Genomic DNA, 25,145 nt, shown 5'->3' on the forward strand with positions numbered 1-25,145 from the left:
TTCAATTTATAATTTCATATTTCTCAACCATTTTCAGAACTTCCGCCATAAAATCGTCTTTTCCATGGGTAAGGTATGCAAAACTAATTTTGTATACCCCCTCCTTTGTATAAATCCGCAGCTTTTTCCAGGTTCTTTTCCCCTGCTTTACTGCTGTAACTGCTTCGATTCTCTGTATGTTCCGCCAGTATAACTCCGTTTCCTTTCGTATAGGATGTTTTATCATCATTTTTTCTTCCGAATACCATACTCTTGTATTACACATGATAAACAGAAAAATCAAACATGCCACACCGTAAATCGGCGCAAACAACAGGGAAAACCATTCCGAAGGCTCACTCTGTGAAAAACCCCGCAATGGATTTTCCTCCCCCGAAAGCAACAGCATTGCCAGATATTCCAGCAGGATTAAAATTCCCAATCCTGCCAGAATATAGTACTCCGTCCCGTATCGCAGAATCCGCTTCTGCGGACTTTCGTAGACCTGAGAGCGGTAATACACGGCAACCGTTTCAGGGCGTTTCTTCCTGAGTACGTCACAGAATAGCTCATAATTCACCATGCCGATACCCACTGTGAGGATTTTTGTTCCATCCGAAAGATATAAATTAACCATATTATCAAAGCTGCCGTCTATTTTCCGGATTTCCTGCCATCTGACTGTCCGGGGCTTCTGAAAGGCTTTTTCTATCTGTATTGTATCTCCATTAAAATAAATACATTCCCTCGCCATGATATTTCCCGCAAATATGGTAACTATTAAAAGCAGAATTGCCATTGCCACACACAGGCTCCACATCCCCCTCGCCTCCCTGGGGGCTCCGTCCATTATGTAAAGGATGCTGAAAATTCCCACAAAAACAACTGCCAGCACTCCCAGCGCATATACGACATACCTTTTCCCCGGCGGCTGACATAATATTGCCATTCCCTCCGGGATTTTATTTATCTGCCGCCGGTTTCTGCCCGTTATCAAATAAATGATACCGACAGCCAGAACCAGTATAAGCGTAAACAACAGTTTCTCCATCTTCCCTTTACCCCCTGTATTTCGCAATAACGGAAACAACCTTGTCCATTTCCAGCGGCTTCGACAAATGTTCATTCATACCCGCCATGCGGCACCTCTGAGCATCCTCTGCAAAGGCATTTCAGAAGCGTCAGAAGCTTTCCCCCTGCATCCCTGACAAAAGGTTCGCGGTGGAAAGTCGGATTATGATGCGCGCAACATTCAGCGTTCCCACAGGCAGCCCGGAAAAAATGCGGCAACTAACGGCGCACTTTCTTCCTCCTGATGCCTGCCATCGGTAATACACCTCTAATATTGATATTTTTTCAAAAGTTGCTCTCTTTTGAATAATACTGATATTTTCACCAAACTTCACAATATCGGACATTTGGAATCTGTTGAACGAAGCTGACTGAAAGTATTCAGATTGATAGCAACGAAAATATAGTCATTTTTCAGACATTATTTCAATATCTGATAACTCATCATGAAAAGAATAATCAACATACACATAAATACTTTAACCAGTTTCTGGTATGTCGTTTTCGCCGGATTTATGACCGGGTTCCATGTTTCCTCTGTTCCCGGCATATTGTTTATATTGCTCCGATTTCCTCCGGTTTCCTTCTGAGCACAGAGCCGGTTTGACGCATAAGAAAGCATTTCCTTTGCCGCCTCTGCCTCCTGCTCCGACACCTCAAGCGTCCTGCCATCTGCAAAGGTGATCCTTTTCCATCTTCCATTCTTATTTTTCGAGTAAGTCCATCCGCTGATGTCTGTGAGAAGCGGAAGATAGTACACACCGGCTGCGTCCTGTTCATCAATGATAAAATGATAAGTGACCGTGAACAATCTGTTCCTGAAAACCGGCTGCATAAGAAAATATTCCGTACAGAAAAGCTCTCTGATTTGCTTACGCTGTCCCCAGGCATCAAAGCAGGAAAGTGTCCGCATGATTGGATGAATGACAATAAGAACGACAAACACTGCTCCTGTCAGCAGCAAAAAGGCTGCGTATAGCATAATCGATGCATTATCGCTGAAAGGCGACGCCGCTTCCCTGAGCATCACTCCGCAAAGGGGAATCACCAGCGCGGCTTCCATCAGAAAGGTACCCCGAAAAACGGCATTCTGGCAAAACAGATAATAAAAGCTGACAAAGGTAACAGCATTTTTTCCACTGCGATAGCGAAGCGGAATCCGCATAAGCAAAAGCTCAGACAAAAGACCGACAAGCAGCACCACTTCCTTACACACAAGTATATAAGTCCCATACATCCATATGTATAACCCTATTCCGTGGGATGAGCCATAAAGAGCCAGCAAATCTCCGTCCTTTGCATTTTCCAGAACACTATGCAGGATATTTTTCCCGAAAATCAGGTGATAGCCTATACCACACACCAGTATAATCCATGCAATATAATCCGGAATACAGGACAGCGCCCAGCGTTTGCAGCTGCCATGCTCGTGCTTCCGCTGACGCCAGAACCCGATTCCCCATAGAACCGGATAAAGAAACACAACAAGAAGCAGCGCAAGGTTCGTTTCCGGCAACATTGTCGTTATAAGCAGACTCAGACATTTTGCCCGTGAAGTTTCTCTCAGAAGATTCGGCACATGTGTGAAAAACGATGCCACCGACACCAAAAGTATCGCAAAGATTCCCGGTATCGCCATCAGACTGACTGTTTCCGCTTTTGACTTACGTTTCACCAGATGGTACAGGTCAGCAAGATACAGACCTGCATTCAGATAAAGAAGTAGCATCGTGAGCCAAAAGCCCGGTAAATAATCAGAACCCGCCTTATACAATCCAAAGAAATCCCAGAGTGCTTCTATCATTTTTCCTTCTTCTTTCCATTACGCTTTTATAACTATTTATTCTTCCATTAAACTTCCATATAGTAAAGTAGAAGGATGACCTCGCAGTCATCCATCTACTAATTTTTCACAGTTTATTCTGCAATGGGAATGGGTTTTCGGTCTCCATCCCGACCTTATGAACATTTCTTTTTATATAAATAATCCTATATTATTCACGGCACAGCCGTGAAAGTGGCTGAAAGCCACATAGTTACTGTATTTTCGCTGAATATTGCTTTTCACCTATCAAGTGAATGAAAAAAGAGCATCCATTTGTGGTAAAATTAAGGTGTTCAAAGTCTTAACTATCCCAAACAAAGGAACCTTTTATGAGTATTGTAAACACCTTAGCCTTAGAAAGCAATAGACAGATTAAAATAAATTTTGATGGAGGAGATCTCTCATCCGATGCAGGCTTGCTTCTTATCAAAGAATTCATAAGCAAACTTGGTATTGATACGCTTTTAGAAAAAGCGTTTAAAACCAATGCTCCTGTATTCAAGTCTGTACTTGAAAAAGATGCGCTTGCATCACAGCCTACGGTATCAAGATTCTTTAACCGTATGGATGAAGACACTTTAAACCAGTTCCTTGCGATTGCCAGAGTACTTCGGAGGAAAATTTACAGTATTCAGATGCCACAGGCTGTTATTCTGGATCTGGATTCCACTCTTCTTGATGCATACGGCAGACAGGAAGGCAGAGCCTTTAACTTTCACTATCAGAGCAATGGTTATCATCCACTTGTCTGTTATGATGGAATGACCGGGGATCTGATAAAAATCCAGCTGTGTGATGGAACACAGTATTCCTGCACCGGAGTAGTTGATTTTTTGCAGCCGGTACTGGGTGAATATCTGCATGACTATCCGGAAATCCCTATTCTGCTTCGTGGTGATAGCGGTTTTTCTACGCCTGATCTTTATAATCAGTGTGAGGAAAACGGCACAAGCTATGTGATCTGGCTGAAGGAGAATGTTTTCTTTCCATTGCGAATCCCCATCTGTATGAAGTAGGTTGGATCCTTGGATTTTCTGTCATACCAAATCTTCATACTTCATTATAACACAAAACACAACATATAATTTAAGAAAATTTGACAAAAAATACCGCATTTCTACGGCTTGTAGGGATTTTAGGGTTGAGCAAGTGTCGAAGACCCGTCAAGTTAAAAATCGAACATATTTTTGGAATATATGTTTGCTTTTTACTTTTTGCTATGCTATAATCGTTATATAAATCAGTAAGAACAGATGTTTTACGGAGGTCATTTATGGGCTATGGAAAGATTACTGCCAAGCAGCAGGAAATATTAGATTATATCAAAGATGAGATTTTGAAGAGAGGCTATCCCCCTACCGTTCGTGAGATCTGTGAGACAGTGAATCTAAAGTCTACTTCTTCCGTGCATTCTCATTTAGAGACTCTGGAGAAGAACGGCTACATCCGCAGAGACCCGACCAAGCCCCGTGCCATTGAGATCTGCGACGACAACTTCCAGATGGTGCGTACCGAGATGGTCAGCCTCCCCGTGATCGGTAATGTTGCTGCCGGGCAGCCTATTCTGGCCGAAGAGAACGTTCAGGACTACTTCCCTGTTCCCGCCGATGTAGTACCCAAGGGAGAATCCTTCATTCTGAATGTCCGCGGAGAGTCCATGATCAATGCCGGTATTTTCAACGGTGACCGTGTCTTCGTTCATGTCCAGAACACAGCGAATAACGGTGAGATCGTTGTGGCCCTGATCGATGATTCCGCTACCGTCAAGACTTTCTATAAGGAGAAGGGACATATCCGTCTCCAGCCGGAGAACGACACCATGGATCCCATCATAGTAGATAATTGCCAGATCCTTGGCACCGTGTTCGGCGTATTCCGCTTTTACAGATAAGCAAAACAGCCTGCAGCATGATTTGCTGCAGGCTGTTTTTAACTATATTTTACATTTAGTCCTCCGGGAATCTTACTTTCATATAAGAAATGATCTCATCCACGCATCTTTCATATCCCAGCTTGGAGCTGTCCAGACACAGATCGTAATTTCTTGCATCTGTCCATTCCCGTCCAGTATGATACTTATAGTACTCCGCACGGTGCTTATCCGTCTTATTGATAAAGCGCTCCAATTCCTTCGGGCTCATGCTATGCTTCTTCGCTGCGCCTTCCAGACAATATTCCTTCGGGGCATGAATAAATACGCTGAGGACATTCGGATAATCCTTCAACACATAATCCGCACACCGTCCGATAATGACACAGGATTCCTCCTTTGCCAGATCCCGGATGATCTTCGCCTGATAGTTAAACAGATTGTCCGTGGAGGTAAAATCATCACTTTCCGGAGGAATCAGTTCCCCGTGATACTCCTTTTTCGCAATATGGAACAGCTTCGTGCTCTTCACTTTTTCATCTGCATTTACGAACAGCGCTTCATTGATGCCACTGTCATCACTTGCCAGCTTCATCAGCTCCTTGTCATAGTAATGAACATTCAGCTTCTTCGCCAACATCTCACCGATGGTTCGCCCGCCGCTTCCATACTGTCTTGCAATGGTAATGACTACATTATTCATTTCGATCACCATACCTTTCTGTCTCTGCTGCTTCCACCCGCAGTGACTTAAATCAAGAGTTATTCACCCAGATATGCCTTCTTAATGGAATCATTATTCAGAAGGTCGCTTGCCTTGCCTTCCAGAACAATCTTACCGGTCTCCAATACATAAGCTCTGTCTGCGATGGACAATGCCTTCTTCGCATTCTGCTCTACCAGCAGAACTGTAGTACCGCTCTTGCTTACTTCCTGGATAATATCAAAAATCTCATTTACAAAAATAGGGGACAGTCCCATGGACGGCTCATCCATTAAAATAATCTTGGGATGAGACATTAATGCTCTACCCATGGCCAGCATCTGCTGCTCACCACCACTCAAGGTACCCGCCATCTGATTCTGACGTTCCTTCAAACGGGGAAAGCGGTCAAATACGGTCTCCAGAGTCTGTGCGATCTCTTCTTTATCTTTTCTGGTGTAAGCACCCATCATCAGATTCTGTAATACGGAAAGCTGTGCGAAAACACGTCTTCCCTCCGGAACATGCGCCATACCCATGGATACGATCTTATGTCCGGGAATCTTGACCAGATCCTGACCTTCAAAAGTAATGGTTCCTTCCTTCGGTGTCAGCAGACCGGATACGGTGTGCAGGATCGTTGTCTTACCGGCGCCGTTGGCTCCGATCAGTGCAATGACCTCTCCCTCATCTACGTGAAAGGACACACCCTTTATGGCCTGTATCATGCCGTAATATACTTTAATATCATTTACTTCTAACATTGCCATAGCTGTTGTCCTCCTATTCACCCAGATAAGCCTTGATGACTTCCGGATTGTTCAGCACATCACTGGTCTTGCCCTGACACAGGACACGGCCAAAGTTCAGAACCGTAAGTTCCTCACAGATTCCGCCTACCAGTTTCATATCATGCTCGATCAGAAGGATCGTCATATCAAAATGCTCTCTGACAAAACGGATGGTCTCCATCAGTTCCAGCGTCTCGTTAGGGTTCATACCTGCAGCAGGCTCATCTAACAGAAGGAGCTTGGGCTTGGTAGCCAGTGCTCTCGCAATCTCCAACTTTCTCTGCTTACCATAGGGAAGATTGTCCGCCAGTGTTTCCGCTTCCTCTTCCAATCCGAATACCTTCAGAAGCTCCATGGCCTCCTCCGTCATCTGCTTTTCTACTTTATAATATTTCGGCAGACGTAAAATACCGGTAACCGTGCTGTAGCTCATATGATTATGCAGACCTACTTTTACATTGTCTATCACAGACAGATCCTTGAACAGTCGAATATTCTGGAAGGTTCTTGCAATTCCTGCCTGATTGATTTCGATGGTCTTTTTACCGGTAACATCCTTTCCATCCAGCGTAATAATACCCTCTGTGGGCTTATATACACCTGTCAAAAGGTTGAATACGGTGGTCTTACCTGCACCGTTGGGACCGATCAGTCCGTACAGGGAACCTTTTTCAATCTTAATATTGAAATCATCTACCGCACGAAGTCCGCCGAAAGAAATGCCTAAATTTTTTGCCTCTAATAATGCCATGATTATTCAGCCTCCTTTTTCACAGACTTCTTGAATCTGGCTGCCACTTTTTCTCTCCATTCAATACACTTCGGAGCCCAGTTGAACAGCATCATTACGATCAGTACGATGGAATAGATCAGCATACGATAATCGTTCAGACCACGCAGTAACTCCGGTAACAGGGTAAGGATTACAGAAGCAATAATGGAACCGCGAATATTACCGATGCCACCCAGTACAACGAATACCAGTATCATAATAGACATGTTATATCCAAAGTTCTTGGGTAATGCCGTCAGTGTGGACAGATTATGCGCATACAGTACGCCTGCTACACCTGCAAGTGCCGCAGAAATGGAGAATGCCATCAGTTTATACTTTGTAATATGAATTCCTACGGATTCCGCCGCAATGGTATTGTCACGAATTGCCATGATGGCACGTCCGTCTCTGGAATGGATCAGGTTCAATACAATAAACAATGTGATCAGCAATAACACAATACCAATGGTAAAGCTGGAATCATGAGGGGTTCCGGTGATACCCTGTGCACCTTTGATAATAACGTCTCCGTCCTCTGACATGTTCAGATCCATGGTATTGGTAAAGGAGATATGGAATCCATTCTCATCCCGGCCTACAAACATAATATTTACCAGATTCTTAATGATTTCGCCAAAAGCCAGTGTTACGATTGCCAGATAGTCACCCTTCAAACGAAGTACGGGGATACCGATCAGCAGTCCGAACACACCTGCAAAAAATGCACCGATCATAATAGCAAAGAAAAAGCGAAGTCCGGAAGGCATTGCGCTATTCTCCATGACTTTGGAGAAAAAGGCGCTGGTGAATGCTCCGATACACATAAATCCTGCATGTCCAAGGCTCAGTTCTCCCAGAATACCTACGGTAAGGTTCAGAGATACCGCCAGAATTGCATAAGTACACAGCGGAACCAATAGTCCCTGGATCAAGCTGCTCACACTGCCGGCAGACACCAGAATCTGCATGATGACATAAGCTGCAATCACCATTCCGTAAGTAATAAGATTATCCCGGAAGGTTTTATTTATTTTCTTATTCGATAATTTCTTCATATTATGCACCTGCCTCTTCCCTTATACTTTTTCCTGAATATTCTTGCCAAACAGTCCGGCAGGTTTTACCAGAAGCACAACGATCAAAACTGCAAATACAATAGCATCAGCCATCTGGGAAGAAATATAGGCTTTACCAAAGATTTCGATAATCCCCAACAATATACCACCAACCAGAGCACCTGGAATGGATCCGATTCCGCCAAATACAGCCGCCACGAAAGCTTTAATACCGGGCATGGAACCGGTGTACGGTGTCAGGGAAGGATATGCGGAACATAACAGAACTCCCGCTACAGCGGCCAGTCCGGATCCGATGGCAAAAGTCAGTGCAATGGTTCCGTCCACATTGATACCCATCAACTGTGCAGCCCCCTTATCCTCGGATACTGCTAACATTGCCTGTCCTGCTTTGGTCTTGTTGATAAAAAGCATCAGACCTGCCATAATGATCAGACAGGTAACAATCGTAACGATCGTCTCTCCGGTAATATTGATCTGTCCGTCTGCCAGCTTCACAGCCGGAACGGATACTACAGAAGTAAATGCCTTGGCATTTGCACCAAAGATCAAAAGAGCTACATTCTGCAGCAGATAGCTGACACCGATTGCGGTGATCAGAACCGCTAACGGAGAAGAAGCCTTTCTTAAAGGCTTGTATGCTACTTTTTCAATAGCCATTCCCAACAGGGTGCAGGCGATAACAGCTGCCAGAACACCGATTACAGGAGAAAGTCCCATGGTACTGCACATTGTATAAGTAATAAATGCACCGACCATAATGACATCACCATGTGCGAAATTCAGCATTTTGGCAATACCATATACCATGGTATAGCCAAGTGCGATCAGCGCATAGACACTTCCAAGGCTGATACCGTTGATCAGATAACTGATAAAACTCATGTGAACTACCTCCATTCATGCGAATGCACAAATTATCATATAAAATAAAGTATAACAGAACATACCGGGAAAAACAACTGCTCTCCCATTATTGCAAAGTCTCTGACATTAAGCAAAGAGGGCTACCCTGCGGTAACCCTCTTTGGAAACTTTATCAGCAAAATTACATAGCCTTGTAAGCACCATTCTCGATCACAACAGCCTTAGGAGCCTTGTTAGCCTCACCGTCTGCGGTCCAGGTCATGCCGTTACCGGTCAGACCATCTACAGTGATCTCTGTCATGGCAGCCTTCATACCATCACAAATATCAGAAACACTCATATCAGGAGTAACACCGCTCTTCTCGATAGCAGCCTTGATCACATAGATAGCATCATAGCTGTCTGCTGCGAACTGGTTGGGAGTCTCACCGTATTTTTCCTTATACTTAGTTACGAAAGACTGGGTCAGATCATCGGTTGCATCAGCTGCGAAAGGAGTTAACAGCATAACACCTTCGGTCAGAGATACATCAAAGTTATCTACACCACCGAGAATACCATCCATACCGTCACATGAGAACCACTTGGGAGCATAACCCATAGCAGCTGCCTGTGTCAGGATAAGTGCGGATTCCTGATAATAAATAGGAAGGAATACCATGTCTGCTCCGGCATCCTTTGCCTTCTGTAACTGTACGGAGAAATCCGTCTTGTTATCAGCAGTAAAAGCTTCTGCTGCTACGATTTCAAACGGCTGATTCTCAGCTTCTTTTGCAAACTTCTCATAAATACCGGAAGAATATACATCGGAGCTGTCATAAATAACGGCAATCTTCTCAGCCAGACCGTTCTCACCAATATACTGTGCGGATGCAAGACCCTGGTTAGGATTGGAGAAGCATACGCGGAAGTTGTTATCATACTGAACACATTCTACTGCTGAACCGGAAGGAGTAATCTGGAACATATTGTCCTCTTTGGTCTTGTCAGTAACTGCAATACATGCACCACTGGTGGTAGAACCATCAATGATCTGAGCGCCCCAGTCCTTTAATGCATTATAAGCATTTACGGATTTCTCGGCATCTGCCTCATCATCCTGGAACTTGAATTCTACCTGATAACCATTGATACCGCCTGCTGCATTGATCTCTTCTACTGCAATCTCTGCACCGTGCTGTACAGCCAGTCCATAAACTGCTGCACCACCGGTAGTAGGTCCGATACCACCGATCTTAAATACGCTGCCGGATGCTGCACTGTCGGAAGCTGCTGCACTCTCAGTTGCTGCATTTGTACCGGTTGCTGCTGAACCATTGTCTGTATTACCACAGCCAGCCATAGCCATTACCATAGCAGATGCTACGGCAACACTTAAAAACTTGTTAAATTTCTTCATAATATCTTCCTCCTTTTTAACAATGTATACAAATATACAATGTATAATTGTTATTTTTGTATATTACTCGCTTCTATTTCCTTTGTCAATGGATTTTCTTTTCTAATTTGATGTTTTTTGACATTAAAATAGATCAATAAAATCATATTTAAATATAAATATAGTATATTTTTTATTCCGGGGGAAAGACTATTTACGAAACAATCATTTAATAGAAACATCAAAAAAATGTCTGTATGGAACTTACAGCAGTAAAATCCATACAGACAGGATAAGGAGATTTTATGGGTAATAAATATTTGGATGGAACCGCTCTCACCATAGCCATAATAGGTGCCGTGAACTGGGGGCTGATCGGACTTTTCCGCTTTGATCTTGTAGCCTTCCTGTTCGGTGACATGTCCTGGTTTTCCAGAATTGTATATGTGTTGGTGGGAATCAGCGGACTCTATCTCATCAGCTTCTTTCTCCATCTGGGAGATAGCGAAGCTTAAAGTTCCTCTACGGGAATCTGTACGCCATCTCTCCAGATACGTTCCAGATCATAGAGCAGACGGTTTTCCTTGTCAAAGACATGTACGATCACATCGCCAAAGTCTAACAGTACCCAGTTGGCTGTCTCATAGCCTTCGGTCTGTCTGGCAGGGAAGCCGGCTCTTCCCAGCTTTTCCTCTACATTATCACACAGTGCCTGGATCTGGCTGGAGTTATTGCCTCCCGCGATAATAAAATAATCTGCAATTACAGACACATTACTGATGTCTATTACTTTGATATCCTCTGCTTTTTTATCTTCCAGCGCCTCTACGGCCAGTTTTGCCATTTTTCTGGATTCTTCACTCATCGAAATATTACTCCTCACTCTTCTTATTTTCATTATAGTTCTTATAATATTGATAGGTCTCTTCCGTCATGGGATCCATCTCGCCATCCCCGGATCGCAGATAATCCAGAGTGTCCTCTAGGATCTTTTTTACTGCTACATCCAGGTCTATAAAAGCCATCTGTCGGATTATCTTAAGATTCGGTGCCTGTTTTCTACCCGGTTCAATATAATCCGCCGTAAAAATGATCTTTTCCAGCAGAGTCATATTCGGATGTCCTGTGGTATGGTATAAAATAGCGCTCAGGATTTCCGGATCTTCCACCTTGTATTCTTTCTTCGCCAGATAGCTTCCCACCTTGGCGTGCAAAAGATAGGGATTGCGCCGTTCCACGTCCGTCACCGGAATGTGGTGTTTCTCGCAGGCTGACAACAGTTTATCATTTCCCATACATTTTGCACAATCATGAAGCAGTCCTGCCACCTGTGCCCGTTCCACGTCCTCACCATAACGCATGGCCAGCGCCGCCGCAGTATATTCCACGCCCTGTGTATGAACAAAACGTTTTGGTTCCTGTACTTTTTCCATTTCTCTGGTCAGTTTTTTCAAAACATCACTCATCCTGGTAAAGCCCCTTTTCTTCCATATATACTCTCACCGCATCCGGCACAAGATATCGTACGGATAGCCCCTTGCGCCTTCTTTCACGTATTTCGGAAGATGAGATCTCGATGCGTCGGAAAGGAAGCAGTCTGATCTGTGCACCGAATTTCTTTTCCAGCGCATCGATTTTTTCCTGCATATCTGCAATATCAGCATCTCCCCGTACAGCGGCAAGAACTGTACATGCGGCAAACAGACGGTTCACACATTTCCAGTATTCTATGGTATACAGACAGTCCGCTCCACAGATAAAAAAGAACCGATCCTCCGGATATTCCTTTTGCAGCTGTTCCATGGTCTCGTAGCTGTAGGAATTTCCCGGGCGGCGGATCTCCATGTCCAGACAGCGGAATCTGTCGTTGTCCGCAATGGCCAGATTGACCATCCGGTACCGGTCCTCCGCCGATAACACAGTGATCCCTTCTTTTCTTTTCAGATAGGAACATCCTGTGGGGATCAGCCAGACCTGATCCAGTCCCACCATCTCCAGCACATGCTCTGCCAACAGCAAATGTCCTGTATGAATCGGATTAAAGGTGCCACCCATAATGCCTATTCTGCTCATGCTTCCTCATCCCTTTGCACGCAGTTATCATTCTTGATTGGTTCTCGTCGGCTATGCTCTGACCTTATCTGGGCAGTTCGATCTTCGGCTTGTCCTTGTCGGGCTTGTACAATACAATCTTCTTGCCGATCACCTGTACGACCTGGGAATGGGTACGCTCCGCCACCATCTCCGCAATAGCTCTGGGGTCGTCAAAACAGTTCTTCAGAACACCGATCTTGATCAGTTCATTATTATTAAAGGATTCACCAATAGCTGCGGTGAGTTCCGGAGTCAGGCTGGATTTACCCACCTGAAAAATGGGATTCAGATTGCTGGCCAGACTCATTAAATAAGCTCTCTGTTTGCTTGTCATAATCTATCTTTTCCTTTCACAAACTTACTTATAGTAATCAAAGGACAGACCGTACATGCGTACCGTATCGCCCTCCTGGATACCCAGTGCTTCCAGTTCCTCTAAAATACCGGTATCCTTCAGGAAATTCTGGAAGAAGGTAAATCCCTTCTCACTGTCCAGATTGGTGTATCCCAGCATCTTCTCGATCTTGGGTCCTTCTACTACGTACTCGTCCTCTTCTTCATCATAGGTTACGGTGTAAGCATCATCCACAGATCCTGTCATACTCTCCGGGAAGTACTCCTGCGCAAAGACAGTGGTCTCTTCTCCGATGTTAGCAAGCATATCGTTCACTTCGTATAACAGTTCCTTTACGCCCTGACCGGTTACTGCAGACATAGGGAACACCTTGATGCCCTTCGGTTCAAACTCTGCCCGGATTGCAGCTACCGGATCGGATCCATCCTCCGTATAGATAGCGTCAATCTTATTCGCCGCGATCACCTGAGGTCTGGCTGCAATCTCCGGATTATAGGCTTCCAGTTCTTTATTGATGGCATAGATATCCTGAATGGGATCTCTTCCCTCCGTACCGGCTGCATCCACGATATGGATGATCACCTTGGTACGTTCGATGTGGCGCAGGAATTCGTGTCCCAGACCGATTCCCTCGGAAGCTCCCTCGATCAGTCCCGGAATATCCGCAATGACAAAACCACCGGTTCCTTCCAGATCCACTACACCCAGATTCGGATTCAGGGTCGTGAAATGATAGTTGGCAATCTTGGGTCTGGCATTGGTCACTCTGGACAGGAACGTGGATTTACCAACATTGGGAAATCCTACCAGTCCGACATCAGCGATCACCTTCAGTTCCAGCAGAAGTTCCAGTTCCTGTGCAGCCTGTCCCGGCTGTGCATACTTGGGTGCCTGCATGGTACTGGTAGCATAATGCTGGTTGCCGTTACCGCCCTTGCCGCCTTTTAAGAGAACAACCCGTTTGTTGTCCCCCGACATATCCGTAATTACCTGCCCGCTCTGTGCTTCTTTGATCACGGTTCCCGCAGGGACTTTGATAATGATATCTTCTCCGTCCTTGCCGCGGCAGTTTTTCTTGCCGCCCTCTTCCCCGTCTCCGGCCTTGTACTTACGGATGTGCCGGAAATCGATCAGGGTATTCAGTCCCTCATCTACAACAAAGATCACGTCACCGCCGTGACCACCATCGCCACCGTCAGGGCCGCCACTGGGAACATATTTTTCGCGGCGAAAGGACACATGACCATCTCCGCCTTTACCGCTTCTTACGTAAATTTTAGCTCTGTCAGCAAACATTTTGTTCTCCTTTCCGACATAAAACTCTTTACGGACTAAAAGGGCTTCAAACAATCAGTATGTTTGAAGCCCTGGTTAAATCAACTTATTTCTCTACAGGATATACAGAAGCCTGCTTCTTGTCTCTGCCCTTTCTCTCAAAACGGAGAACGCCATCAACTAAAGCAAACAGAGTATCATCTCCACCGATACCAACATTGACACCGGGATGGATCTTAGTACCGCGCTGTCTGTAAAGAATATTTCCAGCTTTTACAAACTGGCCATCAGCTCTCTTCGCACCTAATCTCTTGGATTCGGAATCTCTACCGTTCTTGGTAGAACCAACTCCCTTTTTATGTGCAAAAAATTGAAGGTTAAAGTTAAACATGGTCTACACCTCCTCGATTTTTACTTGCAAATACTGTTCCCCGTACTGTCTGCTGAGCTTCTGCAGTGAAAACACCATAAAGTCCATCAGAAATACGGTCTTGTCCTGCGGAATGGAATTCTCGAAATCACATTTGATAAATCCCGTCTCCTCATTCTGCGTCAGCTGCATTTTTTCGCCGATCATCTCGTCCAACGCCATGATCGTACTCTGTACGGTCACGGAAATCGCTGCACAGAGGATATCCGGTTCCTTACCGAACAATCTCTTCTTCGCATATTCCGCATGCCCCATGCAGTAGAATCCACGATAGATCCCTTCATGGTTCTTACGAATGATAATAGTTGTCATAACGATTACGCGTTAATCTTTTCGATCTTAACCTGAGTGTATGCTTGTCTATGACCATTCTTCTTGTGGTAACCGGTTTTTCTCTTGTACTTGTATACAATAACCTTCTTACCTCTACCCTGCTCCATAACGGTTGCGGTAACAGTTGCGTTAGCAACGTCAGCACCAACCTTGAGGGTATTGTCACTTACTGCGATCACCTGGTCAAAAGTAACAGTATTACCAGCTTCTGCATCGATCTTCTCAACTTTGATCACATCACCTTCAGAAACTTTGTACTGCTTTCCACCTGTTGCAATAATTGCGTACATAATAAGGCACCTCCTATTATTTACTCGCTAACTTTGGTGGTAAAGGATTCTAAAATCCGACACACTTATACCTAGTTATGCGGCATACCGTAGTATAATAACATGAGGCGCCCTAATCGTCAAGATATAATTTTATTTTTTTGAAAAATATTTCAGATATCTACTTTTCCAGAATATCTGCATTATTTTTCTTCTCGAAGTCTTCCACATACTGAATGATCAGCTTTACGGTTCCTTCGATGCCGAGGATGCTGCTGTTGATGCATAGATCGTAACTATCAGCTCTGCCCCACTTCTTGGAAGAATAATAGTTGTAGTAACTCTGACGCTGCTTATCCTTCTTCGTGATCATTTCCTTTGCCTTGGCTTCCGTCAGATCATATCTGGCCATGATACGTTTGGTCTTCACATCGTCATCGCCGAAGATGAACAGATTGATGCAGTTCTTGTAATCTGCCAGAGCATAATCTGCACAACGGCCTACAATAACACAAGGGCCTTCATCGGCGATCTTCTTGATCGTATCGAACTGTGCAAGAAATACTTTGTGGCTGATAGGCATATCTACAAAAGAGGATGCATTGTAGCCAAAAGAATAAGTATCCATCACCAGATTATACAGGAAAGAATTGGTAGGTCTCTCATCATGGTTCTGGATCATTTCCTCACAGAAACCACTTTCCTGTGCCGCTCTGATAAGAAGTTCCTTATCATAGCATTTGATTCCGAAATACTCTGCAACCTTTTCCCCGATTTCACGGCCTGCAGAACCAAACTGACGTCCAATGGTAATAATCGTATTCATACACACACCCACTTTCTGCTGTACTTGATAACTAGCATTTTTTGTATTTTCATTATACGTGATATTTAACAAAAAATCAACCAATTATCAGTTTTTTTAGTCGTTTATTACTAATTTTCATATGATGCATGCATTTTTTCTGCTATTTTCATGCCTTCATCCGTCTGTGCCAGGCCTCCTAACGCCGTTTCCCTCAGGGAAGCATCCATTTTATCCCCGACTTCTTTCATGGCATCCATAACCTGATCCGGTGGAATCCGGCTTACGATCCCCGCCATTGCCATATCCGCACAGGCCATGGCATTCACAGTACCGATCACATTTCGTTTCACGCATGGAACCTCCACCAGTCCCGCTACCGGATCGCATACCAGTCCCAGCAGATTCTTCATGGCCATGGCAGCCGCTGTAGCAATCTGTTCGCAGTTGCCTCCCTGCAGATATGTCAGAGCTCCGGCCGCCATGGAACTGGCGGACCCGATCTCCGCCTGGCATCCTCCCGCAGCCCCGCTGATAGAAGAACGGGTGGCTATGATCTGTCCAATCCCCGCCGCTACATACATGGCTTTCAGAATTTTGTCGGTATCCCTGCACCGTTTTTGAAAATAGGGAACCAGCACCGCAGGCAATACCCCACAGGCTCCAGCGGTAGGTGCTGCCACGATCCGTTTCATACAGGCATTGGATTCTCCCATCTGTAACGCTCCTGCAATACATTCGTCTACATATTCCCCGCATAGTGACTCCTTACCGGTATTGTGTGTGTATTCCTCCATCCGTTGGCCATCACCGCCGACAAGTCCGCTGGAGGACTTAATATCTCCTTCATAAGTAGCCGCTGCCAGCAGCATGGCATCCCAGGTAGTCCGCATATGCTCCATACTGTCCTGCTTTGACACATTCCGCTCTGCCATATCATCTTCCAGAATCACCTGCCAGAATTCTTTTCCTTCCGTATGACATTTCTGTAATATCTGTTCAAATGACTGATAGGACATAGTTACTCCTCCACATTGATATAGGTCACCTTAATGATGCCGTCCAGCTGTTCCAGCCAGGCCACCGATTCCTCCGGCACTTCCTGATCTGTCTCTATGACCATAACGGCGTAGCCGCCACGCTTGTCCCTGTAGAGTTGCAGAGTTGCAATATTCACCTGCTTTTCAGCCAGCATGGAGGTCACCTGTGCCACATGTCCCGGCTGATCCACATTGTGTACAATCAAAGTCGGCTTTTCCGCAGAGAAATTTACTTCGATTCCATCCAGTTTTGCAATCAGGATCCGGCCGCCGCCAATGGAAGCCGCCTGCACTTCTATTTTCCGCCCATGTTCTCCGGTCAGCCGCAGAACCGCCGTATTGGGATGGGCATCTTTCAGGGTAATGGTGGAAAAAGAGAATTCCATTCCGTCCTTTTTCGCCAGGAAAAAGCTGTCCGGAATCCGGATATCATCCGGTCGCATTCCCAAAAGGCCTGCGATCAGCGCCTTATCCGTGCCATGTCCGATGCCCGTAGTAGCAAAGGAACCATGCAGAAGGATTTCCGCCTTCACCACATGGTCCTGAAGTAATTTTCCTGAAATATAACCGATCCGGACCGCTCCCGCAGTATGAGAACTGCTGGGGCCGACCATTACGGGTCCTAAAATATCAAACAGATTCATAGTCGCCTCATTTCTGTACGAAACATAAGCTATAAGTTTTATTTCTCCAACACTGTCAGAAGATGTTCAAAATATTCCGGCAGCGGAGCATCGATCTCCAGATATTCTCCGGTAGTGGGATGAATAAATCCCAGTGTCTTGGCATGAAGTGTCTGCCCCTGTAATTTGAAAGGACTTTTCCGGTTGGAGTAGACTTCATCCCCCAGAAGCGGATGCCCGATGCTTGCCATATGCACACGGATCTGGTGCGTCCTTCCGGTCTCCAACACACACTCTATATAAGTATATCCCTGAAATCTCTGTAATACCCGGTAATGGGTCACGGCACGTTTTCCGTTCTGGTGGTTCACCGCCATTTTTTTACGGTCATTCGGATGCCTGCCGATGGGCTGGTCGATGGTGCCTTCCTCCTGATTCAGCTCTCCGAAACAGATGGCACGGTATCTTCTGTTGATGGAATGTTCCTTCAACTGTTCTGCAATGCACCGGTGTGCTTTGTCATTTTTGCAGGCAATGACAGATCCAGTGGTATCCTTGTCGATACGATGTACAATACCGGGGCGCAGTACTCCGTTGATCCCGGACAAATCCCTGCCACAGTGATACATCAGTGCATTAACCAGAGTGCCGCTGTAATGTCCCGCCGCCGGATGCACCACCATCCCCTTCGGCTTATTCACCACGATCAGATCCGCATCCTCATACAGGATATCCAGAGGGATGTTCTCCGGTTCAATATCCGGTTCCACAGATTCCGGCACGGAGAAGACTACTTCATCATCACATTTGACACGACAACTTCCCTTTACCGGCGTACCGTTTACCAGCACATTTCCGTCTTTGATCAGCTTTTGGATAAAAGAACGGGACAGATTCTCCACAAGCAGACTCATACATTTGTCAATCCGTTCGTCTTCCATCTCATCTGTTATCTGAAATCGGAGTTCTTCCATTATTTCATCTCCCGATAACGATTCTGCTTAAAGTTGAGGAATTCCAGATCCTTTTCCTTGTATACGAACAAAAACAGAATAAACAGGCCAATGGTAGCCACTACCACATAAATATCCGCCACATTAAAGATCGGATAATTGATCAGTACGAAGGAGATAAAATCCACTACATAATCCAGTCGGAATCTGTCGATCATGTTGCCGATGCCTCCGGCAATGATCACTGCCAGCAATACATGCACGATTCGGAATTTCTTCTGTTCCGGAAGCTTGAAAAGGAAAAACAACAGCACCGCAAGAAATACGATTCCCACAAACAGAATAAATATCTTCTGGTTCTGCAGCATACCGAATGCGGATCCTCTGTTCTCCAGATATTGCAATTCCAGAACTCCGTCAATGATCACATAGGCCGGCTGGTTCTTCAAATGTACCACCGCCAGATGCTTGGTAAACTGATCCAGTACCAGAAGTACGGCTGCAATCAGGGCATCTATGATCAGCATAACAACTCGACTACTTTTCTTTTCCTTATTCATGAGCATCCTCTTCACTAAAATTGATTTCTTCGATGGCAGCCAGAATTTCCTCATCCGTAACGGTTCTGTCGATAACTGCCTTTCCGATCTTCTTTAACAGAATAAATTTGATCGTACCGGCTTCCATCTTCTTATCGGATTTTGTAAGTTTCAAGATCTCCTGCGGATTGATATCGTCCACGGAGATTGGCAGATAAAACGGTACAAACATATCACGGATCTCATAAAATTCTTCCATGCTCAGCATTTCTTTTTTCCAGGAAATATATGCTGCAGCTACCGTACCCAGTGCCACACACTCTCCATGATACAATTCAAAATTCTTGTATTTCTCGATAGCATGTCCGATCGTGTGTCCAAGATTTAAGAGAGCACGGTCTCCCTGCTCGGTAGGATCCTTTTCCACCACCATTTTCTTGATGGAGCAGGTACGGATCACCATTTCTTCCAGGGTATTCAGATCCCGCTCGCAGATCTCATACATGTTCTCGATCAGCCACTCATAGAAGGGCGCATCCTTGATCAGTGCGGATTTCATTACTTCCGCAAATCCGGAATAAAACTGTCTCTCTTCCAGCGTTTTTAATACGGACAGGTTCATATATACCAGTCTGGGCATCTTAAATGCGCCTACCATGTTCTTATAGCTGTCAAAATCCACACCTGTCTTACCGCCAATAGAGCTGTCTGCCTGTGCCAGCAATGTAGTTGGAATCTGTACAAAATCAATGCCTCTTAAATAAGTAGCCGCCACAAATCCGGTCAGATCACCGCAGACGCCGCCGCCCAGTGCCAGCAGCATATCTTTTCTGTCAAAACCCTCTTCAATCAGGAAACGGTACACGTCCCTCACGGTATCCAGATTCTTGTGTTCTTCTCCTGCGGGGAACACATATTTCACAGCCTTACGGCATTTTCCCTCCAGAAACTTAAGAATCTGTGCCGCATACAGTCCGTCTACGGTGGAATCCGTCACAATACATAATCTCTTGTCTGCTGCGCCAAGCTCTGCCAGTTCTTCCCACAGGCCGTCAAAAGACTGCTGGAATACAATATCGTAGCAAGGCTTTTTGTTATAAAGCACCGGTAATCTCTGTGCCATGTTGTTCACCCTTCAGTTCCTTATAAACTGTTCTTTCTTGTATAATTTATATCTGTTTTTAAAAAACTTCCTGCAGTTGCCCACAGGAAGTTATCTTCATATGACATTTTAATGGCATTTGACATTTTATGACATTCCATTGTTGATCGGCATTTCAAAAGATCCGGCGCCGCCGAAAATATCCTGAAAATCACCGGAGATATCTACGCTGGCCGGCGTAATAATGAAAATATAATGGGATATTTTCTGTAAATTACCCGATATTGCGAAACAGGATCCGGAAGTAAAGTCAATGATACGTTGGGCGATATCCACGTCCAGGCCTTCCAGATTAAGTACCACTGTCCGGTTGGCCAACAGTGTCTCTGTGATCTCTCTTGCATCCTCTACGGAAGTAGGCTTGATCACACAGACCTCCATGCCGGTTCCAGGCATTTTCTTGGTCACGGTGCGGTGGATCGGTGTTACCTTAGGCTGTGAGGAACGCTTACTCTTCTCTTCCGGTTCGTCATCCTCCTGTGCCTGCTGTCTGCTCTTGGCCGGGCTGAATTTCTTTACCGGTTCTACTTCTTCCTCATCATCCAGATAATCGTCATCATAGAAACCTTCATCCTCTTCATCGTTCAGTTTCATATAATTCAGGAACTTATCCATTACACCCATTGTTGTGTGTCTCCTTTATTATTCAATCTCTTTCTAGATCGTCTTACTATAATCCCTTTCTCCGAAAATACCGGTTCCGACTCTGACGATCGTGGCTCCTTCCTGCGTGGCCACCATATAATCGCCGGTCATTCCCATGGAAAGAATATTCATAGAAATATTATCAATGTTTTTATTTCCGATGTCAACAGCTAATTGCCGAAGTTTCTGAAAATAGCCCCTGTTTTCTTCCGGATCCTCCACAAAAGGGGCGATCGTCATCAATCCTCTGATATGTATTCCCGGAAGCGTTGCAATCTCACGGATCAGTGTTGCAGTTTCTTCTACCGTAGTTCCGAACTTGCTTTCCTCCTGTGCCACATTTACCTCGATCAGGATATTGACTTCCACCTGCTTCTTCACGGCTTCTCTGCTGATCTCTTCCGCCAGCCGGAGGCTGTCCACGCTGTGGATCAGGTAAACCTTATCTACAATATATTTTACCTTATTGCGCTGCAGATGGCCGATCATATGCCATCTGACATCCGAAGGCATCTGAGGGATCTTGTCCACCAGTTCCTGAACCTTGTTCTCCCCGAAATCTCTGGCTCCCGCACGGTAGACATCCATCAGCATATCCACCGGTTTGGTCTTGCTGACTGCAAGCAGCGTCACTTCCTGCTCCGATCTGCCCGCCTGCTCACAGGCTTTTGTGACGTTCTCTTTTACCGTTTTGTAATTTTGTGCCAGTTCCATGCTCTGTATGGTCTCTTCCATAGTATCCGCCATCCTTTCTAGCTTTCCGGTGTCTGACTTTCCTGTGTTGCTTCCTGTGTGGTCTCCTGCGTCGGTTCCTCTCTGGTCTCCGCTGGAAGTGGCTCTGTGCTCTCCGGTATATTGTCGCTTACTCCCGGTTCTACACTGTCTGTAGGAATATCCGTCCTGCCGGTATCTGTTTTCTTGATATTGGTGATGATCTGATCATCCGATACCGAAGAACCGTCCAGTACAATATAGTCATATACATTCAGGCCATAGGTCGTATTGGCTTTTACGATGGAATACTCGTCATTCTGATACAGAATATTGATCTGCTTGAAGTCAGCATATCCCTTATTCACATTATACACACCGATCAGTGTTGCACGCTTGCTTACCGTATAGGTCTCCTGGCTGTCTGTCTTGTACAGGACATCTCCGGCCTTCAGCACCGAAGTATCCATGTAGTACACGCCTTCATTTTCATCGTAGCTGTACGCACCGGTCTCCACAAATTCACTGGAAATGTCCCCGTTATCCCGGTAGCACTGTCTGATCACACCCTGGGTTCCCGTATTTTCATTGGTCGTGACAAAATCTTCATCGATCAGGAAAAATTCCTTCTCCACAATGGAAGAATTTGGAATCTTCAGTCCGGTCTCATCATTCAATATCAGCTCGATATCCAGAAATCTGTCGGATACAAACGTAACCATGGAATTTGTAAAGGTAAGTGACAGAAATGTATTGCCATCACTGCCGGTAAACAGCTTTGCCTGCCCCCAGGACTCATACTGATTCTTCAGAAAACGTACTTTGACATAATCCTCCTGTTGGATCTCTGCGCCTCGCTCTGCATCGATGGGAATGACCACCGACCAGTTTTCCTCCGTGGAAAGCTTGTACACCGGATCTCCCACAGCCATCAGTTCATTACCGAGCATCTGTTTCTTCTCGTAATTTTTGTTATCAAATACTTCCTGGGTAACACCTTCCACAGTCAGATTCTCATAACCGTCCGTCCAGTAAGCCACGATACCGGTGGTGGGCGCATAACAGAAATTTACAATATTTGCAGCCGAACCGTTATTTCCGTTTTCAATGCTTTGCAGCATATTTACATTGGCCAGTTTCAGCACCGTGTTCTTCAAAGAATATTTAAAATCATAGGTACTCTCGTAATTTTTGTCATCATACCCATGCATAAAATTCACGATTTCATTACGGAATTCCGAAAGTTCCTGGTCACTCAGGGTATTTTCTCCAAGGCTGGCATCCTCCAGTTCTTCCGTCAGCCGGCCCGTCTCGTCCACGATGTAAACAGTGTCTCCCTTGGCCACCCGTTCGCCTTCTCTTGCATAAAAATTCACATATCCGGCAGTATCCGTACTTACAACTTCCTCTGTGCGGATTGACACTCCACGGTAAATATTATTGGTAGCCAGTGATCCTTCCGTTACTTCATAACGCACGATGTGGTCTGTCTGAAAATACAGTATCACACAAATGATTACATAAATAAAAATAGCTCCGAAGATGAGCATACCGATATTGAGGTTCAAAGGTTTTCTGTATTTTTTTATTTTTCTCGGTTGTTCTGCCATTGGAAAACCTCCTTTCCTCTCCCTTACGTTTGAGAAGCCCCGGTTGGCATCCGAGGCTTCTCATACGTGAAAATTATAATTCGTTCTTCTTACAAAGATACAATGATCTTATCCTTCACAGACTCCGGTAATTCGGATTCGTCCCTGGATACACTGAGGATAAAATCCACCTGGAAGAAATCACTCATTCTCTCCAGTTTTTCAACAACTGCGGAAATGTCTTTGTCTTCCAGTGCTGCGATTTTCAGAAAGCTGTCAAAATACATCTGCTCCAGATCATGATCCTGAGAAATGATACCGCATACGAATCCCAGAAATTCGCTTTCATTCTCGATCATATAACGGGAAACGTCGATCAGACGCACCTTGTTGTTCAGTTCATACATATGTTTCGTACTTTTGTCCAGATATACGATACTTCCCGCAATATCCTTTACCTCGCTGTTGACTTTGTCCAACAGCTGTTTTGTCTTGCCCTTGCCCTTTTTGCCTACAATCAACTGAACCATTGGTGTAACCCTCCTGTCGTAAAATTTATAGGAACTTCACGCAACCTATTTACTTTATTATAGTTTATAACCCCTCAAAAAACAACAGTTATTTATTGATTTGCTCCAGGAGTTGTACCATTTCCGGGTACAGCACATCACTGGCTGAGGAATTCAGGATTACCGATATATAAGGAGCTCCGCTTGTGTCTCTGGATAAAAGGATCAGACAATGTCCCGCCGCGTTGGTCGTACCTGTCTTGCCGCCGATGACTGTAATGTTCTCCGGTGCCTGAAAATCTCCCCGTAAAAAACGGTTTGTGTTGTTCACCGTAAGTTCCTTGGCTTTTCCGTCCTTGTCATAATATGCGGTTTGGTAGCTTGTCATGTGAATGATCTCATTAAAGGAATCATATTTGATTGCTTCATTAAAGATCAGATACAGGTCATAGGCTGAAGTATAATGATTGTCATCCGACAGACCATGAGGATTGGCAAAACTGGTATTTGTAGCCCCCAGTCTCTGTGCTTCCTCATTCATCATCTCCACAAAATGATCTACACTGCCGCCGATATTCTCCGCAATCAGCATTGCTGCGTCGTTGGCGGAATACATCAGCAGAATATGTAATGCCTGATCCAATGTCATGGTATCTCCGGCTTTTAATCCGCACAGCTGTGCACCGGATTCCGTGATCTTTACGCTATCCGTAGCTGTCAGCACAGTATCCGGTGACGCATTCTGTAATGCCACCAGTGCCGTCATTACCTTGGTCAGGCTGGCCGGATACAATCTTTCATGTGCATTTTTGGAATATAATACCTTTTTATTGTTTACGTCGAACAGTACAGCGGCCGAGGCCTGTGACATGTCTACGCTGCCATCCCCCGTCTGGTCCTCCGTCACCACACACAGATCCGCAGCAAAGGGCTCTGCCCTGCCCGCTCCGGTTCCTGCCAGCACATTGAAACTGCTGACACTGGAATTGACATCGTACGGAAATGTATACGCCACATTACCGCATCCGGTAAGCAGACTCATGCAGAGGATCAAGGACATGCAGAAGCAGATCCGACGAACTTTATTTGTACATTTCACGCCACTCTAAATCTCCTCTGTCTAAGGACTTGATCAACAGTTCCGCGCTGGCGAGATTCGTTGCCAACGGAATATTATGCATATCACACAAGCGCATTACATTGCTTACATCCGGCTCATGGGCCTTGGGTGCCAGTGGATCCCGCAAAAAGATCACCAGATCGATCTCGTTGTGTTCGATCTGTGCACCGATCTGCTGTTCTCCTCCCAGATGTCCAGCAAGATATTTGTGTATATTCAGGTTGGTGACCTCTTCGATCAGCCTGCCGGTAGTTCCTGTGGCATATAATTCATTTTTACTTAAAATTCCGCGATATGCAATGCAGAAATTCTGCATCAGTTTCTTTTTGGCATCATGTGCGATCAGTGCAATATTCAT

At 45.2% G+C, this 25,145-nt stretch carries 30 protein-coding genes and 1 pseudogene; 3 read left to right on the forward strand and 28 right to left on the reverse strand.

Going from position 1 to position 25,145, the window contains the following annotated elements:
- Position 1: 1 nt before the first annotated feature.
- Together OCV96_RS12475 and OCV96_RS12480 are read right to left on the reverse strand one after the other, a co-directional pair.
- Complete coding sequence (locus OCV96_RS12475) at positions 2–1,030, reverse strand: hypothetical protein (protein WP_227063214.1); 1,029 nt, start codon at positions 1,028–1,030, stop codon at positions 2–4.
- Between the two features lie 441 nt (positions 1,031–1,471).
- Positions 1,472–2,854 (reverse strand): hypothetical protein, encoded by a 1,383-nt coding sequence (locus OCV96_RS12480; protein ID WP_227063216.1) that lies wholly within the window; start codon positions 2,852–2,854, stop codon positions 1,472–1,474.
- A gap of 350 nt (positions 2,855–3,204) precedes the next feature.
- Here OCV96_RS12480 and OCV96_RS12485 point away from each other — a divergent pair.
- Both OCV96_RS12485 and lexA read left to right on the forward strand, forming a co-directional pair.
- A pseudogene (locus OCV96_RS12485) lies at positions 3,205–3,852 on the forward strand (transposase); the annotation flags it as partial.
- 296 nt (positions 3,853–4,148) lie between these two features.
- Complete coding sequence (gene lexA / locus OCV96_RS12490) at positions 4,149–4,766, forward strand: transcriptional repressor LexA (protein ID WP_227063218.1); 618 nt, start codon at positions 4,149–4,151, stop codon at positions 4,764–4,766.
- 55 nt (positions 4,767–4,821) lie between these two features.
- On the opposite strand, the gene OCV96_RS12495 is transcribed toward lexA, so the two are convergent.
- From OCV96_RS12495 to OCV96_RS12520, 6 genes are all read right to left on the reverse strand, one after another.
- Entirely contained in the window at positions 4,822–5,448 is a 627-nt protein-coding gene (locus tag OCV96_RS12495) for a cytidylate kinase family protein (protein WP_227063266.1), read from the reverse strand.
- Positions 5,449–5,507: 59 nt separating this feature from the next.
- Positions 5,508–6,218, reverse strand: a complete 711-nt coding sequence (locus OCV96_RS12500) for an ABC transporter ATP-binding protein (protein ID WP_117465669.1) — start codon at positions 6,216–6,218, stop codon at positions 5,508–5,510.
- Positions 6,219–6,231: 13 nt separating this feature from the next.
- Positions 6,232–6,990: an ABC transporter ATP-binding protein gene (locus tag OCV96_RS12505; RefSeq protein WP_022312523.1), complete on the reverse strand. Its 759-nt coding sequence runs from the start codon at positions 6,988–6,990 to the stop codon at positions 6,232–6,234.
- Between the two features lie 2 nt (positions 6,991–6,992).
- Positions 6,993–8,069 (reverse strand): branched-chain amino acid ABC transporter permease, encoded by a 1,077-nt coding sequence (locus tag OCV96_RS12510; RefSeq protein WP_022312522.1) that lies wholly within the window; start codon positions 8,067–8,069, stop codon positions 6,993–6,995.
- Between the two features lie 21 nt (positions 8,070–8,090).
- Positions 8,091–8,975: a branched-chain amino acid ABC transporter permease gene (locus tag OCV96_RS12515; RefSeq protein WP_117465667.1), complete on the reverse strand. Its 885-nt coding sequence runs from the start codon at positions 8,973–8,975 to the stop codon at positions 8,091–8,093.
- A gap of 163 nt (positions 8,976–9,138) precedes the next feature.
- Positions 9,139–10,356, reverse strand: a complete 1,218-nt coding sequence (locus OCV96_RS12520; protein ID WP_262594665.1) for an ABC transporter substrate-binding protein — start codon at positions 10,354–10,356, stop codon at positions 9,139–9,141.
- A gap of 284 nt (positions 10,357–10,640) precedes the next feature.
- Between OCV96_RS12520 and OCV96_RS12525 the strand changes: the two genes are divergently transcribed.
- Complete coding sequence (locus OCV96_RS12525; RefSeq protein ID WP_117465665.1) at positions 10,641–10,850, forward strand: DUF378 domain-containing protein; 210 nt, start codon at positions 10,641–10,643, stop codon at positions 10,848–10,850.
- Here OCV96_RS12525 and rsfS read toward each other — a convergent pair.
- The 20 genes from rsfS to mgsA form a co-directional block, all read right to left on the reverse strand.
- A complete protein-coding gene (rsfS, locus tag OCV96_RS12530) occupies positions 10,847–11,200 on the reverse strand; it encodes a ribosome silencing factor (RefSeq protein ID WP_022312519.1) in 354 nt (117 codons plus the stop codon). The two genes, OCV96_RS12525 and rsfS, sit on opposite strands and share 4 nt — an antisense overlap.
- Positions 11,201–11,207: 7 nt before the next feature.
- Complete coding sequence (gene yqeK, locus OCV96_RS12535; RefSeq protein WP_262594666.1) at positions 11,208–11,801, reverse strand: bis(5'-nucleosyl)-tetraphosphatase (symmetrical) YqeK; 594 nt, start codon at positions 11,799–11,801, stop codon at positions 11,208–11,210.
- On the reverse strand, positions 11,794–12,408 hold the full coding sequence (gene nadD / locus OCV96_RS12540) for a nicotinate-nucleotide adenylyltransferase (RefSeq protein WP_262594667.1): 615 nt from the start codon (positions 12,406–12,408) through the stop codon (positions 11,794–11,796). Before nadD ends, yqeK begins: the two co-directional genes overlap by 8 nt.
- Before the next feature lie 64 nt (positions 12,409–12,472).
- Positions 12,473–12,763, reverse strand: coding sequence for a ribosome assembly RNA-binding protein YhbY (gene yhbY / locus OCV96_RS12545; protein WP_022153048.1), 291 nt, complete (start codon positions 12,761–12,763; stop codon positions 12,473–12,475).
- A 24-nt stretch (positions 12,764–12,787) separates the two neighbouring features.
- The gene (obgE, locus tag OCV96_RS12550; protein ID WP_022312516.1) at positions 12,788–14,080 is read right to left on the reverse strand and encodes a GTPase ObgE; all 1,293 of its coding nucleotides are present in this window, start codon (positions 14,078–14,080) and stop codon (positions 12,788–12,790) included.
- An 85-nt stretch (positions 14,081–14,165) separates the two neighbouring features.
- On the reverse strand, positions 14,166–14,450 hold the full coding sequence (rpmA, locus tag OCV96_RS12555; RefSeq protein ID WP_022153046.1) for a 50S ribosomal protein L27: 285 nt from the start codon (positions 14,448–14,450) through the stop codon (positions 14,166–14,168).
- Between the two features lie 3 nt (positions 14,451–14,453).
- Positions 14,454–14,801, reverse strand: coding sequence for a ribosomal-processing cysteine protease Prp (locus OCV96_RS12560; RefSeq protein WP_262594668.1), 348 nt, complete (start codon positions 14,799–14,801; stop codon positions 14,454–14,456).
- A gap of 5 nt (positions 14,802–14,806) precedes the next feature.
- Positions 14,807–15,112, reverse strand: coding sequence for a 50S ribosomal protein L21 (gene rplU / locus OCV96_RS12565; protein WP_022153044.1), 306 nt, complete (start codon positions 15,110–15,112; stop codon positions 14,807–14,809).
- A gap of 160 nt (positions 15,113–15,272) precedes the next feature.
- On the reverse strand, positions 15,273–15,917 hold the full coding sequence (locus tag OCV96_RS12570; protein WP_262594669.1) for a cytidylate kinase-like family protein: 645 nt from the start codon (positions 15,915–15,917) through the stop codon (positions 15,273–15,275).
- Between the two features lie 110 nt (positions 15,918–16,027).
- Positions 16,028–16,915 (reverse strand): L-serine ammonia-lyase, iron-sulfur-dependent, subunit alpha, encoded by an 888-nt coding sequence (sdaAA, locus tag OCV96_RS12575; protein ID WP_262594670.1) that lies wholly within the window; start codon positions 16,913–16,915, stop codon positions 16,028–16,030.
- A 2-nt stretch (positions 16,916–16,917) separates the two neighbouring features.
- Positions 16,918–17,580: an L-serine ammonia-lyase, iron-sulfur-dependent subunit beta gene (gene sdaAB / locus OCV96_RS12580; RefSeq protein ID WP_117465658.1), complete on the reverse strand. Its 663-nt coding sequence runs from the start codon at positions 17,578–17,580 to the stop codon at positions 16,918–16,920.
- 38 nt (positions 17,581–17,618) lie between these two features.
- Positions 17,619–18,533: an RluA family pseudouridine synthase gene (locus OCV96_RS12585; RefSeq protein WP_227063225.1), complete on the reverse strand. Its 915-nt coding sequence runs from the start codon at positions 18,531–18,533 to the stop codon at positions 17,619–17,621.
- Positions 18,533–19,072, reverse strand: a complete 540-nt coding sequence (lspA, locus tag OCV96_RS12590; protein ID WP_022312510.1) for a signal peptidase II — start codon at positions 19,070–19,072, stop codon at positions 18,533–18,535. The genes OCV96_RS12585 and lspA overlap by 1 nt, the downstream gene beginning before the upstream one ends.
- Complete coding sequence (gene aroB / locus OCV96_RS12595) at positions 19,065–20,174, reverse strand: 3-dehydroquinate synthase (protein ID WP_262594671.1); 1,110 nt, start codon at positions 20,172–20,174, stop codon at positions 19,065–19,067. The genes lspA and aroB overlap by 8 nt, the downstream gene beginning before the upstream one ends.
- A 126-nt stretch (positions 20,175–20,300) precedes the next feature.
- Complete coding sequence (locus OCV96_RS12600; protein WP_227063228.1) at positions 20,301–20,837, reverse strand: cell division protein SepF; 537 nt, start codon at positions 20,835–20,837, stop codon at positions 20,301–20,303.
- A 33-nt stretch (positions 20,838–20,870) separates the two neighbouring features.
- The gene (locus OCV96_RS12605) at positions 20,871–21,593 is read right to left on the reverse strand and encodes a YggS family pyridoxal phosphate-dependent enzyme (RefSeq protein WP_227063229.1); all 723 of its coding nucleotides are present in this window, start codon (positions 21,591–21,593) and stop codon (positions 20,871–20,873) included.
- Positions 21,594–21,610: 17 nt separating this feature from the next.
- The gene (locus OCV96_RS12610) at positions 21,611–23,179 is read right to left on the reverse strand and encodes a biotin/lipoyl attachment domain-containing protein (RefSeq protein ID WP_262594672.1); all 1,569 of its coding nucleotides are present in this window, start codon (positions 23,177–23,179) and stop codon (positions 21,611–21,613) included.
- Between the two features lie 89 nt (positions 23,180–23,268).
- Positions 23,269–23,688, reverse strand: a complete 420-nt coding sequence (locus OCV96_RS12615; RefSeq protein WP_022312505.1) for a hypothetical protein — start codon at positions 23,686–23,688, stop codon at positions 23,269–23,271.
- Between the two features lie 88 nt (positions 23,689–23,776).
- The gene (locus OCV96_RS12620; protein ID WP_227733128.1) at positions 23,777–24,766 is read right to left on the reverse strand and encodes a D-alanyl-D-alanine carboxypeptidase family protein; all 990 of its coding nucleotides are present in this window, start codon (positions 24,764–24,766) and stop codon (positions 23,777–23,779) included.
- Entirely contained in the window at positions 24,750–25,145 is a 396-nt protein-coding gene (mgsA, locus tag OCV96_RS12625; protein WP_022312503.1) for a methylglyoxal synthase, read from the reverse strand. Before mgsA ends, OCV96_RS12620 begins: the two co-directional genes overlap by 17 nt.

Origin of the sequence: Waltera acetigignens, from assembly GCF_025567015.1 — a bacterium.
GTDB lineage: Bacteria > Bacillota > Clostridia > Lachnospirales > Lachnospiraceae > Acetatifactor > Acetatifactor acetigignens.